Here is a 13,368-nt window from a genome sequence, read left to right on the forward strand (position 1 = left end):
CGAAAAACAAAAACTCCTGCATGTTACAACGCGATGTTGAACAATGCAGGAGTTTTTTTTATATCCTTTAAAAATGCTTTCAGAACGCCAGCGATCTAAGAAAACTCAGTCCATCGACAGCAATTGCTTCTTTTGAAGGTTCAATCTGGCGCCATATGGAAGCGGCTTTCGCGATGACTTTCACATCAGGCGTGAAAGATTCAATTACAATGTCACCTTGATAATTAATGTTGTCCAAAGCAGCAAAAATGCGGTCCCAGTTGATCTGATCCCCTCCTGGTGTGCCTCTGTCGCTGCCCGATGCATGCAGTAAACCTAGCTTATCGCCCGCTTTTTTGATAGCAAGCGCTGGATCTTTTTCTTCCAGATTCATATGAAATGCGTCGAGGTGAACCATTAATGCATCGCTTCCAACGTCCGCAATCAATTGCAGTGCCTGATCGCAAGTGTTGATTAGGTCCGTTTCATATCGGTTTAGCGGCTCTAATGCCAGTTTTACACCCCGCTCGCCTGCATAATTTGCCAGGATTCTGAGGTTTTTCACGACCGTTTTCCACTGCTTTTCTTTCTTCTCTTTCCGGAACCAGGTTAGCACGTCCAACTGACGAATAGATCGGGCCGGCAACGAGCTGACTGCCCAGAATCGGTGCAATGTCAATCAATGTCTGCACATATTCAAGCGAAGTGACCTGTTCTTTCCGGTTGCCCCTAAGATCGCGGCCCGGACCGGTTGCAGCACAAACTGAGCGACATTCCAGACCACTCTCATCCAGTGCTTTTCTTATAAATGCAGCATCAATGTTCGAAGGTTCTTCAACTGCGATTTCCACAAAATCGAATCCCCATTCCTTAAACTTCGGAAAGAACGAGACGCTTTCATTCGTAAATGGTGACGAGAAAAGATACGTGTTAATGCCAAATTTCATACTAGCGGCTCTGTGTAAAAACGCGAACTCCTTTTTTATTTCCGGTTACAATGTCCATCAGTCCGTCGTTGTTGACATCCTCAACGGTGACATGCAAACCTGCACCCGAATCATTATCAATCTCGTGCCTTGTCCAGGTCGGGACTTTGCCCGGCTTGAATTCATACCAATAAATTACTGCTGGCTCAAACTCACCCGGATCGTTTCCGTGGTGCGCAAAATATCGTTTTCCAGTAACTAAATCCATGTTTCCGTCACCGTTAATGTCCGCCAAAGCGACGCCGTGGGTTTGTGAAAATGACTTGTCAATGTTGTGGTGCCGCCAAGTCTGATTGCCTTGATCGTCCTTGCCTTGCTCATGCCACCAAATGCCGTAATCGTGCGCAGAAGCACTTAAAACATCGCTTAGTCCATCTCCGTTAAGATCCATCACATACATTTGAGAACAATCTTTGCCAAGATCAGCGGGATGAAATTTCCAGTCAGCATCTTTCGGCTGTTTCGCGGGCCCGCCTTCCGGCCCTTCCCACCAGCCACTTCTGACCACAACGTCTTTCCGGCCATCGCCATTAATGTCGCCATAGCCAATGCCGTGCGTGTACATGTGCGTGGCTACCTTTTCATCATTGCTGATTGTGAATTTTTCCCATGCTGTGTCTCCCTTTCTCGAAGGAGCGCGCAGCCAGATCACTTTTTTGGCAGTTGGGTCGTTGCATAGCAAGTCTAACCGGCCGTCGCCATCCATATCCACGAGCATCGGCGACTCATTTCCGACTGACGAATGTATTTGATGTGTTGGCCAGTAACCGGGTTTTCCTTGTGGGTTTTCGTGCCAAAAAGCTGCCTTTCCAGGCCAGTCAATCCGGATCAGATCGATCCAGCCATCTTGATTGACGTCCATCGCAAAATCCAGAAATGAATCGCTGTAACTGCCATTGACCACAAATGTATCGGGCTTAGCGAGTTCGTGCGCTTTCCAACTAGGTGCTTCAAACCAATAAGCTCCTGCAAGAATGTCTTTTTTGCCATCCTTATTTACATCACCCATTGCGGCCCCTTCCGAAATGAATCGTTTGGTCAGCTCCTGCTTTTTGAATGTTATGGCTCCTCCTTTTTTCGCTTTTGCCTTGGTTTGAGCCTGAGAAGCAGCCGCCGAAATCAGAAAAACGTGGATCAGACAAAGCCATTTCAAATGTTTCGCAATCATCATCATTTATCAAGGATTTAGTATCTGTATATTAAAAAGGAAAGGGGGCTGATTTTACTGCTTTGCAGGTTAGATTTCCTTAGGAGAAAAACGTTAAAAAACTGGTTCTTTCGCTAAGTTAACGCTGGATTCTTTACTTCCAGGCCAGGTTAAAACCTGGCCTTAGGATATCAGCCGTGCCTGATGGCACTCCTCCGAGAAGAATGCCGTCAGGCATGGGTGATATGCTAACTCCGGAATTCATTCCGGAGAAAAACACACTAAAAAGGAACCCGCTACTCTCGCCAGCATTAAATTCGGATACTTTTATCCTTCCAGGCCAGGTTGAAACCTGGCCCGAGTATATCAGCCGTGCCTGACGGCACTCGTCGAAAAAAATGCCGTCAGGCATGACCGATTTACTAACTCCGGAATTCATTCCGGAGAAAAAAGCGCCCCAAAAAAGAACCTGCTCCGCTCCCAAGTTAAAAAAGGACATCTCTTCCTTCCAGGCCAGGTTGAAACCTGGCCCGAGCATATCAGCCGTGCCTGACGGCACTCGTCGAAAAAAATGCCGTCAGGCATGACCGATTTACTAACTCCGGAATTCATTCCGGAGAAAGAAAACACACTCCCCCCAAAAAAAACCACACCTTTCAAGCCAGGTTAAAACCCGGCCCGGGGAAATCGACCGTGCCTAACGGCACTCAGCGCTGCTAAAAATCTACTCCCTCAAATAGTTACCATACCCCACAATCAGCACAGAAAGGATAATGACCATAATCCCCGAAAGGATCGTAATGATGGTTTTACGGCTTACTGCGTTCCATTCTTTGAGAATTAAGCCCCAGGAATTGGCGACGAGAATGATGAATGCCATGTGAAGGATCCAGGAACTGGGGCCGTTGCCGAGCTTGCTTTCGCCCATTCCGTAGAAGAAAAATTGCAGAAACCAGGTTGTCCCGGCGAGTGCAGAGAAAATATAATTGGATAGCAGCGGCGTGCTGGAATTGGTATAGTCGCCAAAGGTTTTGTTACGCGCATTCAGGATCATGCACCAGAAAAAGTTTGTTGTCAGTCCACCGAGGAGAATGACCACATAGGTCACATTATTTTGAAATAAAAACTCACCCTCACCCGGATTAGCGGCTTTCCAAACTGCATTTGCCTGTTCAGCCATAACTTTTCCTGCATCAATTCCAAAAGCAAAGCAAGCGCTCAGCACACCGGAAATGATGGAAACGGTCAACCCTAAACCAAGCTTAAACTCCACATTATCCCCTTCGATAAAACCACTTTTTTTACGTTCGCTATCTTTCATAGCACCCGCTTTTCCACAAATAACAATCCCGATAAGGCAGACCAGCAGTCCTAGCAACACAGTTTGACCCCAGGCATTTGTAAAAAGGTCAGAAATGGTGTCTTTTCCAGGTTTCGGATTAAATTGATAAAATATAGAAGGAATAAGCGCACCCAGAACAGAGCTAAGGCCTAAAATAATGGAGCTTCCCAGCGAGACACCCAGATAACGGACGCCCAGTCCATAAGTAAGCCCCCCTATCCCCCATAAAACGCCAAAAAAGTAAGTCAGAAAGAGAATGCCGCCATTGGTGTTGGCAATGATGTCCGTATAATTGGGAATGGTCAGAAATGCAGCAAGCGGTGGAACGATAAACCAGGAAAAAAGTCCGCCGACGATCCAGTAAGACTCCCAGGCCCAGCCTTTGACCCGCTTGTATGGAATGTAAAAACTGCCGGAAGCAAAACCGCCGATAAAATGGAAAATTACACCAAGAAGAGCTTGCATGAATGATGGATTTTATCATGTAAGGACGGTTAAATGGTGTTCTACTCCCTTACTCGGCAACCATCACTTTTTTGACAATGCGGCTGTTGCCCGTTTTAAATTCAATCAAATACAATCCCGCAGGCCAGTTTGCAGTAGAAATTTCCTTTTCAATGCCCGCTCGCACGGGCTCATTGCGAACAAACGATTTTCCACCCGGAGTAAGCACATCAAAAGAGCCATTTCGAGAGGATGAGATTTTAAAGAAAGTCGGCCGCAGGATTTGGAAAAACATTGACAACAACCTCGGCGGATGGCTCATTTCCTGTTATCGTCACCGGCAAAACGTTAGTCAGCAATCTCAGCCCGCCAGCATTGCTTCCCAAGGCCAGGTCCGGCTTTTTATCACCATTATAATCGCCCGCAGCAACCGCCAGATAGTTTCCAAAAGAAGGCGATGCGGCTTTGCCAGTTTGTTCAACCAACAATTGCTCACGCGCCGTCCACTTGCCCCAATCGGCACCATGAAAAATGCGAATGTTCCCGGTATGGTCCGCAGTAATCAGGTCTGGGCGGCCGTCGAGATCGAAATCAGCGACTGCCACTTGCGGCGAGCGGCCCTCAAAACTGATCCCGACACCCGCAAAGGCATCCGTTTCAAGTTTGAATGTAAACTGCTTGCTAGTTCCGGTGTTGGAATAATAATAAATGTTGCCCTGCGTCTTGCCGACCAGTAAATCCAAATCTCCGTCATTGTCTGCATCATAAAAATGTGGCGAATCACCCGTCTGTGATTCCGTGGGCAATGTGATAACCACGGCATCGGCAAGATTAAGTTGCGCCGCTGCACCTGGCTGCGCTTTATTGGGAATGTAACGATATTCCAGTCTTAATGTAGAAGTTGATGTTGATGCAAAACCGAGGTCAATGGTGCCATCGCCATTGAAATCTGCCCATTGCGGCTTGATATTATACACCGCAAATGCAGACGCCAGATTGAGATAATTCTCAGATTCCACTACAAAATCCGGTGCAGCATTGGTCCCATTGTTTTTCAAAAGCCAAAAACCGCCTTTAAATCCGCCCTGACCTGCAATTCCGCCAGTCCCGATGAGCATATCCAGATCACCATCACCGTCGATATCAAAAAATGAAGGAGCCGCATTTTCGCCGACGTCCAGCATTTGATCTTGCAAAAAATTCTTTTTACTAAGTTTAAAATCAGGCTTAATGGTTGTTCCAGCATTATGATACAGCCATCCGGAGGATTTGAAATCAGTCAAATTTCCATCATTGGAAGCAATGCTGGGTGCAACAAGCAAATCTTTCACACCATCAAAATCAACGTCCTCCATAAACGCGGCAGGAAAAATGTGCATCTGCACCGGATCGACAGCTGGATAAGTGTTGGTAAAAGCATTAAAATTTCCGATCAAACCCGATGCTGAATTGGTTAAAAAAGAAATGTGCGTGTTGCTAACGTGGCCAACCAGCAGATCCTTTTTCCCATCGCCATTCAAATCCTGCAATAAGATAGAGTTCCCCGCATGCATAACGCGACCACCTGAAAGATCCTGAACGCCGCAGTCCAACCCGAACTCAAAACCTTCATTCGTTCCTTTATGAAAATTTCCCCAGCAATCGCCATTACGCTGAAAAACGGGATCTTTGGCGTTGCCCAAACTATCTGCAACACCAAACTTTTCCTTACTCAGATTCTGGTGCAGCTCAATGTAATTCCCGGAAAAATCAAACAACAGCAAGTCCAGATCGCCGTCGTCATCCACATCCCCAATGCCTGGAATGTCCGTTCCAGAAACCTGCAAATTGATATTTCCTGAAAAACCTTTGGTATAAATCACTTCCTGCATCAATTTCCAGGACCAGGATTGTCCCGTTTTTAGCTGCTTATAAACGCTGATTCCCAGCGAAGTGCTTGTAAAAAGATCTTTATTTCCATCGCCATCATAATCCGCTAAAATCATCCAGTTGTCGGCTTTTGGAAAAATGGATTCATAATAAGGTGCGTGAATGAATGTCCTTTTGCCCGCATTAACCGGATCCGGACCAGCCAGAAAAGTGGTGATCTTGCTATTCGTGCGGTCGTAAACAACCAGGTCTTCGTCGGCATCATTGTTCAGATGCATTTTCAAAAATTGAGGCGCATTAAGGCCCCCAGCCCAGGGATTGGCCAGTTTTACACCTTTGGAAGTAACATTAGTGAGTGTATCAAGCTTAAACCAAGAGGTTTGCGAAAACGCTTTTGAGATAAATAGTAAACAAAAAATCAGGAAGAAAAAGGAGGTAAATTTCGGTCGCATCGTTGAGGAATAATCTATTAATTTTGCAGGTTCATGCGGACGCCGCGCGGGCTTGCTATTACGTTTTAAACCTAACGAAATAAGCGCTTATAACTTTATAACGATTGCACATTTCATGTATACTTCAACCGAAACGCTCTATCAACATTTCCAAAATGGCGCCGCCATATGCACGGATACGCGCAAAATCAGCGATGGATGTCTGTTTTTTGCTTTAAAAGGCGACAATTTTGACGGCAATCAATATGCCGCAGAGGCATTGACCAAAGGCGCTGCCTATGCCGTTGTGGATGATGAGCAACTCGTGAAAAGTGAGCGGTTTTTGTTGGTTGAAAATGTGCTCGAAGCATTGCAGGATCTTGCCAGACATCACCGCAAAACATTCCCTTTTCCAGTGATCGCATTAACCGGCTCGAATGGTAAAACGACGACCAAGGAGCTGATTGCAAAAGTGTTATCGATGAAATTCAACACCTATGCAACCAAAGGAAACCTCAATAACCACATTGGCGTGCCGCTGACGCTTTTGTCCATTGATCCGTCAAAACATGAAATGGCGGTTGTAGAAATGGGCGCAAACCATCAGCAGGAAATCGCGCTGCTATGCACCATCGCATTGCCCACGCACGGCCTGATCACGAACATTGGAAAGGCACATTTGGAAGGTTTCGGCGGAATAGAGGGCATTAAGAAGGGAAAAGGCGAACTGCTTGATTTTCTTTCAAAGAAAAAAGGCACCGTTTTCGTGAACAGCAGACACGACGTGATCATGGAAATGGTTAGCAAGCGCCGTGCTTTTGGTGAGATCGTGTTCTATGGTTCTGAAAACAGTCCTGTTAATCCGGAATTGGTTCAGGTAAGTCCTGTGGTCGTTTACCAAAACAATGGAAAAACAGTCGTTACGCAGCTTCCGGGAGGTTATAACTTTGATAACATGTGCGCAGCGCTGGCCATCGGAAAACATTTTGGCATTGAAGACAATGATGCGAATGAGGCCGTGGCCAATTACAAGCCTGATAACAACCGCTCTCAAATCGTCAAAAAAGGAAGCAACACGGTGATTATGGATGCATATAATGCGAATCCATCGTCCATGTCGGCAGCCATTGCCAACTTTGCTAGAATTGAAGCACCGAGGAAAATGGTGATTCTCGGCGACATGTTCGAGCTGGGAGACGCCGCGGCGGAAGAACATTTGTTGCTTGGCGAACAAATCGCCGAACACAAGTTTGATATCGTCATTCTGGCAGGCAGCCTCATGCAGCATGCGTTGCCCGCATTGCCAAAAGCATATTACTTTCCAGACAAGTTTTCACTTCATAATTGGGTTATGGACAACCCGCAAGAAAATACATACATTCTGATCAAAGGTTCGAGGGGAATGGCATTGGAAACAGTGCTAAACCTGATGCCAGAATGAGGAGTATAAGTTAAGTAATTATTACTATAATTATATCGGCCGAATCTATAACATTATTGACGAAATTTATAAATAAGCAGAACTTATAAATAAAAACAAATTCATTTGATTAGAACAACACTTTCCCTGGATAATACCAGGCGGAAAGTTGCCTCGTGAGGACTGCGATTGTAGTTTTGTAACACAAAAAAGTACAAATTAATAACCAACGCACAATCATGTCAAATAGAATCCTTTCTGTGGGATCGACTTTCCCTCAGTTCAAAAAAACATCCGTAGTTTCTCTTGAAAAAGGAAACGAATTCTACGATATTACCTCAGAAGATCACAAGAATGCTGATAAGTGGATGGTAATGTTCTGGTGGCCAAAGGATTTCACATTCGTTTGCCCAACTGAAATTGCTGAGTTCGGAAAGCACGTTGAAGATTTCGCTGACCGCGACACAATGCTGATCGGTGCTTCTACTGACAGCGAATTTGTTCACCTTGCTTGGAGAAAAAACCACGACGACCTTCGTGACCTGCAATTCCCAATGCTGGCTGACACTTCTAAGTCACTTGCAGAAGAGCTTGGAATTCTTGAAGCAAATGAAAAAATTGCTTACCGTGTAACATACATCGTTGATCCACAAGGAATTATTCGTTGGGTTAGCGTTAACGACCTTTCTGTTGGCCGTAATGTTGGAGAAGTTATCCGCGTTTTGGATGCTTTGCAAACTGACGAACTTTGCCCTTGCAACTGGGTAAAAGGAGAAGCAACATTAGCTTAATCCACACCAGAAATGTATCCATTTGCAGCAACAGGGAACACCAAAGATTCCCTTTATAAGGAAGTAAATTTGCCTGCGGAGTTTGAAAGTGTGCTGATTAATAAATTGGCAGCGCTTGATCACCGTTATCTCAAAGATTTGAAAATCAATGTGGGTAACGTGTTAAAATCGCAGACATTGAACCGCAAAGAGGCGCTTTTGATTGCGCTTTCCGTAGCAGTGAACGAGAAAAATGCAGCATTGATCACTGCATTGGAGGAGCTTGCGGCTAATGAAGGTGCCGACGAAAAGGAGATTGCAGAAGTTACAGCTTGTGTTTCTCTGATGAATGCCAACAACGTTTTTTATCGTTTCAGGCATTTCATGCACAAGGAATTTTATGATAATGCACCTGCCGGAATTAAAATGAGCATCATGGTTAATCCGGTTTTGGGCAAAGAGTTTTTTGAATTATTAAGTCTTGTGGTTTCAGCATTGAACGGCTGCGAAATGTGTGTTACATCACACGAGCAATCGGTTTTGAACCACGGCGGAACCCAGGCGCGTATTTTTGACGCGGTCCGCGTTGGCGCAATATTCAAAAGCTTTAACGTTTTGATTTAAAAAACTATCCAGGTCCAAATGCAGCAATGCGTTTGGCCTGGACATTTTGAACTACCTACTCTTTACTCCGTACTTTTACTCTGAATAGCTGACAAAAGCAATGTTGTCTCCCCACATTGTGGATGGCTCGAAGTCGATCGTTAATTCCTCTTCATATTCGTCTTCTGAAAAATGCTTCCGAAGTTTTAAAGGACCCTCTCCCGCTTCACCTTTGTAGTAAGCTGTCATTTTATATCTGCCCAGCGGAATGTCGACCAGCTTACCATAATCATCCGTAAAAGGTGCTCCATGTTTCATTTTAAGCGTTTTTCCTTTTGAGCCATCGATCAGGTTACCCACTGGAACAAGCGTAAATTCAATGTTTTCTGAATCATAAATGCTGCTAAGAATCGCTTTGTTGACCTCGATGGTTACACCGTAATATCCCTGTGCATCAACCGGCCGCCTGCCGGTCAGCTTCCACTGAAAATTTCTGACGGCGCCGTCAATACTGAATGCTTCATACACATCCGGATGCAGGTCAAACTCATATTCCTTGCCATTATATCGCTTCTTAATGTGCGCCGAAGCCATAAATGTGCCGACTTTCGGCAGCTGGATTTTGTAGTTTCCATTCGCGTCTGAATTCCCAATCGAGTACGACCGTGTGGATCATGGTGTTGTCAATGACGACTTCAACCCCTGAAAGCGGCGATCCATCCGTGTTGGTCACTTTGCCGGTTGCGTATCCATCCTGGGCACCCGCTCCGTCCGGCACGGGCCCGTCTGTATCCTTGCAGGAAACTGCAATCAACAGCATAATGGCACATTGAAATGCGCGTAATGTGCGGCTCATTGCTTGGAAATTTTTTGCAGTTCGGTGGTTGTTTTGTCTTTGCCGGATGCTTCGATGCTTTTCACAATGCCGACGCCGGGAGCCGTCCAAAGTTCAACTGTGTAAACCACTTCGCTTACTTCGTCGGGAATGCTATCACCAGATAGTTTGGTATACATTTCATAATCATACACCCATTTGCTGCAATTGAACGTTCCTGCGGGGGTTGTGATCGCTTCCTGTTTTGTTACTTTCCCTTCCAGGTAAGTCACTTTACATTCCAGATTGGCTTCAATGTTATCGTCCTCTTCGATCGGGATGAGCGGCTTCAGCTTCATGCGCACGGGTTCTTTGCTGAAAGTCAACTTGCTATCGACTGTTCCTTTGTTTTCAAAAATCTGCTGTTGAGGAAAGCCAGTTAAGCTGTAATCCTCTATTACTGCAAATTCGCGAACATATGCTGTCATTGAATTCAATCCTTCGGGATAAATTAGTTCATAAGTTGTCAACCCGTTTTTTTGTAAAAGCACGATTAAGGCTTTTCACTTCAATGCCTTCCTCTTCGATCAGATTTTCAATGTTATAAACCGCTATGCCCGAAGAATCTTTTACGCTAACCACTTTCATGACCGAACTGCTCTTGGCGCCGTCACTATCCTGAATCGTGTATGTGTAAATTTCATCTTTCGCGGGTAAAAATGCTTTGTCTTCGGTCGCCGGATTTCCGTCGTCGGGCTTAATGTTGTCTTTGTCATCTTTACAGGATGTGAACGCAGCGGCCGCAACGGCCAGCATAAACAATGTTTGCCTCGCCTGGCGGGCAATAATAGAGTAAGGTTGATTCTTATTTAACATGGCTTTTTGATTTATAAAATTTATTGAGACAAAACGGAACTTGATATACGCAGCATTGAAAGTTTCAACGCGCTTTAAAAACAAGGTGCATGATGAGCAGCAGAAATCCGGAAATGGACAGATAACCGCGAAGGAAAATGAATGTGAGCCATTCGTTCCGAGCGTTTTTGAAACCCGTTTCCGTATTAAGCAAGTCGCTGTTAATAAGCTCATTCACAGGCTCGCTGAACTTTACAATCAGCACCATATCGGCCACCAAAAGCAGGAAAGCAAAAAGAACTGGCGCATAAGCCAGGAAGCCATTTGATTTATCGGTTAACAGCAGCCAGAGAAACATAATGGCCAATGCAGAAAGATAAAGCACTTTAAACCTGCCCCGAACGATCGGATCAACGGCTTTTCTCAACTCGATAAAATCATTGGAAGGAATGTTGTATAAAGCTTTTCCGAAGCCGAAATGATAAAATGCGCCTTGCGCAGCGATAAAAAAATAGAGCGAAATGCCAATGATCCTGACGAGGGAGATTAACTCAATTGATTTCATAAAGTTTGGTTCTTGAATTGGCGGTTGAATCTTTTTCCAGCGTTTTGGCGAGCTTTTTGTTCAAATATTTGCGCACAGAAAGCCGGGTAACATCGAGTCTTTCAGGCTCAATGGTCGTAGAAACGAGATGATTGCTGTTCGCGTAATAGCGCACGATCGTGCCTTTTTGATCCGGACTTGTTTCTGTCACCCAAAAACCGCTTTCGGGAAGCTGGCTGGCGCACCGAACGCTTCCCGCCTTGCATGCCGAACTGGATGCTCACGGCCAAAATGATGGCCGCAAGCACTGACTTATTCATCTTCATCATTTATTTTTCTGGCTAATGTCTTCCGGGCCGGTTCGCCATTATTCTTTCAGCAACTTACCCTGGGCGTTATCGGCAAATGTGTTTGCCGTTTCCACATCATTGTTAATGTTCGCCTGATAATTCACATAAATGCCGTAGCCGCCGCTTCCCGAGATCTTGGAGTTTTTAATCTGCATGCTGGCCTGGCTTCCGTAAACGGCAATGTTCACTTTCTTACCTGAAACGAGCGCCGTGCTGCCGCCGCCGGATATTTCGGCATGTTCAAGCACATTCATTGCGCTGGTTGAGAAGCATATCAACCCTCTCCAATAGGCAGGTTTGTTTTCCGCTCCACGGATGATGATTTTTGAAGTTGGCGTTCCTTTTGCATGGATATAACCATCATCGACAGACATTCTGGCGCCGGCAGTCATCTCAATGATTACGCCCGGCAAAAGCTTCCAGTTAGCATCCACGGTAAGGCTTTCCAGGATCCGATAAGGTGTTTTATCCTTGAAACCTTGCCAAACAACCTCGCCGGTTGTGTTTTTAGAAATTTGCGAAGCAGCAACTTCTACAACATTCCGCCCGTTTCCATTGGTAAAAATGGAGTTGACGTCTAATTTGGCAACATTATTGGCTGATAGCAGAATGCCCGCTTCGGTGTTATCCTTAAATGTATTGGAAGCAAAATTTGATAAAATGGCTGCGTCTTCCACCCATAATCCGTAACCGTCATTTTTTTCAAAAAGGCAGTTTTTAATGGATAACTGAGCTTTTGAACCTCCTGTAATGGCCATTCCGGCTTTTTTGGCACTAAACAAAACTTTGCTTCCCGCGTGTGAAAACCTGCACATATTCCAATGCATTGGCACTGCTCGCAGAGCGGAAAATTACGCCTGCCCAAAATCCTTTTGTTTTTTCCTTGCCAATCAACCTAATCGGCTTTGCAGAATCACCTTTTGCAAGCAAAACTCCACCATTATCATTGATTTCAAAATCTGGCGTCTCTTGCAAAAGCAATCACCACACCGGGCTTTAATGTAAGCTCCGCATTGACCGAAACACTGCCGTCTGTGATGTAATCGGGCAACTCCGGATCGGCAATGCGGTCTTCTAATGTGGTTTTGGCCTTAATGTTTGCTTCCAGCACAATGGGCAGGATCACCTCATCAGGCTCGTCGGGTTTTACAACTTCGTCTTCCTTACAGCTTGTCACAAAAAGGGCAAGCGAGAAGAGGGCAAGCAGGATTCTTTTACTTTTTAACATGGCTATTTTGAATTAACTGGACACTGATTTTTGCCACTTTGTCAATGGCGGTGCAAGTGTAATCCGAAATAGCGAGGTGAAGAATTAATGTCGATCAACAGCAACTTTTATCGACAAAAGGCGTCAGCAGATGCAGATTCCGACCGTTCACTCAAAATGTCAGCTTAAAGCGTCGCTGACAATCATTACGGAAGTTGCGACCGATGGGGAGCTCTTTTTCCAGCAATTTCAATTTTATGCGCGTGGTAACTTTCCACTTTGTCCACTGACACGATGAACGACCTGTGCACGCGGATGAAACCGTCTTCGGGAAGCAGCTCTTCCAGCAGACTGATCTTATGTTTCGAGATCAAAACTTTGTCTTTCAAAACCACCTTAATGTAATCCCGCAAACTTTCGATCCAGAAAATATCATTAACATTGACCTTCACCATTTTCCTGTCCACTTTCAGATAAAGAAAAACATCCTGATTGCTAACGGCAGGCTTTTGTGTTACAGAAATGGACTGATTGGTAACATTAAGGCCTGTAAAAACCTTGTCCATCGCCCGCAAAAAACGCTCAAACGGAATGGGTTTCAACAGAT

Annotated in this window: 19 protein-coding genes; 3 read left to right on the forward strand and 16 right to left on the reverse strand. The window is 45.2% G+C overall.

Annotation, left to right across the window (positions count from 1 at the left end; genetic code table 11):
- Positions 1–79 precede the first annotated feature (79 nt).
- From AC0IYG_RS19015 to AC0IYG_RS19040, 6 genes are all read right to left on the reverse strand, one after another.
- Positions 80–544 carry a TIM barrel protein gene (locus AC0IYG_RS19015; RefSeq protein WP_471712668.1) on the reverse strand — a complete coding sequence of 155 codons (465 nt, stop codon included), beginning with the start codon at positions 542–544 and terminating at the stop codon, positions 80–82.
- Entirely contained in the window at positions 465–926 is a 462-nt protein-coding gene (locus AC0IYG_RS19020; protein WP_471712669.1) for a sugar phosphate isomerase/epimerase family protein, read from the reverse strand. Before AC0IYG_RS19020 ends, AC0IYG_RS19015 begins: the two co-directional genes overlap by 80 nt.
- Position 927: 1 nt before the next feature.
- Complete coding sequence (locus tag AC0IYG_RS19025) at positions 928–2,139, reverse strand: FG-GAP repeat domain-containing protein (RefSeq protein WP_471712670.1); 1,212 nt, start codon at positions 2,137–2,139, stop codon at positions 928–930.
- 697 nt (positions 2,140–2,836) lie between these two features.
- The gene (gene rhaT, locus AC0IYG_RS19030) at positions 2,837–3,919 is read right to left on the reverse strand and encodes an L-rhamnose/proton symporter RhaT (RefSeq protein WP_471712671.1); all 1,083 of its coding nucleotides are present in this window, start codon (positions 3,917–3,919) and stop codon (positions 2,837–2,839) included.
- A gap of 49 nt (positions 3,920–3,968) precedes the next feature.
- The gene (locus tag AC0IYG_RS19035; protein WP_471712672.1) at positions 3,969–4,193 is read right to left on the reverse strand and encodes a T9SS type A sorting domain-containing protein; all 225 of its coding nucleotides are present in this window, start codon (positions 4,191–4,193) and stop codon (positions 3,969–3,971) included.
- Positions 4,159–6,219, reverse strand: a complete 2,061-nt coding sequence (locus AC0IYG_RS19040) for an FG-GAP repeat domain-containing protein (RefSeq protein WP_471712673.1) — start codon at positions 6,217–6,219, stop codon at positions 4,159–4,161. Before AC0IYG_RS19040 ends, AC0IYG_RS19035 begins: the two co-directional genes overlap by 35 nt.
- Positions 6,220–6,334: 115 nt before the next feature.
- Here AC0IYG_RS19040 and AC0IYG_RS19045 point away from each other — a divergent pair, with 115 nt between their 5' ends.
- The 3 genes from AC0IYG_RS19045 to AC0IYG_RS19055 all read left to right on the forward strand — a co-directional run bounded on the left by AC0IYG_RS19045 (position 6,335) and on the right by AC0IYG_RS19055 (position 9,012).
- The gene (locus AC0IYG_RS19045; protein ID WP_471712674.1) at positions 6,335–7,639 is read left to right on the forward strand and encodes a UDP-N-acetylmuramoyl-tripeptide--D-alanyl-D-alanine ligase; all 1,305 of its coding nucleotides are present in this window, start codon (positions 6,335–6,337) and stop codon (positions 7,637–7,639) included.
- A gap of 218 nt (positions 7,640–7,857) precedes the next feature.
- Complete coding sequence (locus AC0IYG_RS19050) at positions 7,858–8,409, forward strand: peroxiredoxin (protein WP_471712675.1); 552 nt, start codon at positions 7,858–7,860, stop codon at positions 8,407–8,409.
- Positions 8,410–8,421: 12 nt separating this feature from the next.
- Positions 8,422–9,012: a carboxymuconolactone decarboxylase family protein gene (locus AC0IYG_RS19055; RefSeq protein ID WP_471712676.1), complete on the forward strand. Its 591-nt coding sequence runs from the start codon at positions 8,422–8,424 to the stop codon at positions 9,010–9,012.
- A 75-nt stretch (positions 9,013–9,087) separates the two neighbouring features.
- Here AC0IYG_RS19055 and AC0IYG_RS19060 read toward each other — a convergent pair whose 3' ends face one another.
- The 10 genes from AC0IYG_RS19060 to AC0IYG_RS19105 form a co-directional block, all read right to left on the reverse strand.
- Positions 9,088–9,585, reverse strand: a complete 498-nt coding sequence (locus AC0IYG_RS19060) for a hypothetical protein (protein WP_471712677.1) — start codon at positions 9,583–9,585, stop codon at positions 9,088–9,090.
- The gene (locus tag AC0IYG_RS19065; RefSeq protein WP_471712678.1) at positions 9,566–9,847 is read right to left on the reverse strand and encodes a hypothetical protein; all 282 of its coding nucleotides are present in this window, start codon (positions 9,845–9,847) and stop codon (positions 9,566–9,568) included. The genes AC0IYG_RS19060 and AC0IYG_RS19065 overlap by 20 nt, the downstream gene beginning before the upstream one ends.
- Complete coding sequence (locus tag AC0IYG_RS19070; protein ID WP_471712679.1) at positions 9,844–10,293, reverse strand: TapB family protein; 450 nt, start codon at positions 10,291–10,293, stop codon at positions 9,844–9,846. Before AC0IYG_RS19070 ends, AC0IYG_RS19065 begins: the two co-directional genes overlap by 4 nt.
- A gap of 28 nt (positions 10,294–10,321) precedes the next feature.
- Entirely contained in the window at positions 10,322–10,681 is a 360-nt protein-coding gene (locus tag AC0IYG_RS19075) for a hypothetical protein (protein ID WP_471712680.1), read from the reverse strand.
- 64 nt (positions 10,682–10,745) lie between these two features.
- The gene (locus AC0IYG_RS19080; RefSeq protein WP_471712681.1) at positions 10,746–11,225 is read right to left on the reverse strand and encodes a hypothetical protein; all 480 of its coding nucleotides are present in this window, start codon (positions 11,223–11,225) and stop codon (positions 10,746–10,748) included.
- Positions 11,212–11,415 (reverse strand): hypothetical protein, encoded by a 204-nt coding sequence (locus AC0IYG_RS19085; protein WP_471712682.1) that lies wholly within the window; start codon positions 11,413–11,415, stop codon positions 11,212–11,214. The genes AC0IYG_RS19080 and AC0IYG_RS19085 overlap by 14 nt, the downstream gene beginning before the upstream one ends.
- A 156-nt stretch (positions 11,416–11,571) precedes the next feature.
- A complete protein-coding gene (locus AC0IYG_RS19090) occupies positions 11,572–12,336 on the reverse strand; it encodes a right-handed parallel beta-helix repeat-containing protein (RefSeq protein ID WP_471712683.1) in 765 nt (254 codons plus the stop codon).
- The gene (locus tag AC0IYG_RS19095; protein ID WP_471712684.1) at positions 12,329–12,529 is read right to left on the reverse strand and encodes a hypothetical protein; all 201 of its coding nucleotides are present in this window, start codon (positions 12,527–12,529) and stop codon (positions 12,329–12,331) included. Before AC0IYG_RS19095 ends, AC0IYG_RS19090 begins: the two co-directional genes overlap by 8 nt.
- Entirely contained in the window at positions 12,507–12,782 is a 276-nt protein-coding gene (locus AC0IYG_RS19100; RefSeq protein WP_471712685.1) for a hypothetical protein, read from the reverse strand. Before AC0IYG_RS19100 ends, AC0IYG_RS19095 begins: the two co-directional genes overlap by 23 nt.
- A 185-nt stretch (positions 12,783–12,967) precedes the next feature.
- Positions 12,968–13,363: a LytR/AlgR family response regulator transcription factor gene (locus tag AC0IYG_RS19105; protein WP_471712686.1), complete on the reverse strand. Its 396-nt coding sequence runs from the start codon at positions 13,361–13,363 to the stop codon at positions 12,968–12,970.
- Between the last annotated feature and the right edge of the window lie 5 nt (positions 13,364–13,368).

The sequence above is a fragment of the Dyadobacter sp. AC419 genome (assembly GCF_979253085.1).

Bases quoted from the DNA above. Each gene is read 5' to 3' on its own strand.
- AC0IYG_RS19055 (WP_471712676.1), top strand. From the start codon at position 8,422: ATGTATCCATTTGCAGCAACAGGGAACACCAAAGATTCCCTTTATAAG.
- AC0IYG_RS19050 (WP_471712675.1), top strand. From the start codon at position 7,858: ATGTCAAATAGAATCCTTTCTGTGGGATCGACTTTCCCTCAGTTCAAA.
- AC0IYG_RS19040 (WP_471712673.1), bottom strand. From the start codon at position 6,219: ATGCGACCGAAATTTACCTCCTTTTTCTTCCTGATTTTTTGTTTACTA.
- AC0IYG_RS19100 (WP_471712685.1), bottom strand. From the start codon at position 12,782: ATGTTAAAAAGTAAAAGAATCCTGCTTGCCCTCTTCTCGCTTGCCCTT.
- AC0IYG_RS19025 (WP_471712670.1), bottom strand. From the start codon at position 2,139: ATGATGATGATTGCGAAACATTTGAAATGGCTTTGTCTGATCCACGTT.
- AC0IYG_RS19020 (WP_471712669.1), bottom strand. From the start codon at position 926: ATGAAATTTGGCATTAACACGTATCTTTTCTCGTCACCATTTACGAAT.
- AC0IYG_RS19080 (WP_471712681.1), bottom strand. From the start codon at position 11,225: ATGAAATCAATTGAGTTAATCTCCCTCGTCAGGATCATTGGCATTTCG.
- AC0IYG_RS19075 (WP_471712680.1), bottom strand. From the start codon at position 10,681: ATGTTAAATAAGAATCAACCTTACTCTATTATTGCCCGCCAGGCGAGG.
- AC0IYG_RS19045 (WP_471712674.1), top strand. From the start codon at position 6,335: ATGTATACTTCAACCGAAACGCTCTATCAACATTTCCAAAATGGCGCC.
- AC0IYG_RS19035 (WP_471712672.1), bottom strand. From the start codon at position 4,193: ATGTTTTTCCAAATCCTGCGGCCGACTTTCTTTAAAATCTCATCCTCT.
- AC0IYG_RS19070 (WP_471712679.1), bottom strand. From the start codon at position 10,293: ATGACAGCATATGTTCGCGAATTTGCAGTAATAGAGGATTACAGCTTA.
- rhaT (WP_471712671.1), bottom strand. From the start codon at position 3,919: ATGCAAGCTCTTCTTGGTGTAATTTTCCATTTTATCGGCGGTTTTGCT.
- AC0IYG_RS19060 (WP_471712677.1), bottom strand. From the start codon at position 9,585: ATGGCTTCGGCGCACATTAAGAAGCGATATAATGGCAAGGAATATGAG.
- AC0IYG_RS19065 (WP_471712678.1), bottom strand. From the start codon at position 9,847: ATGAGCCGCACATTACGCGCATTTCAATGTGCCATTATGCTGTTGATT.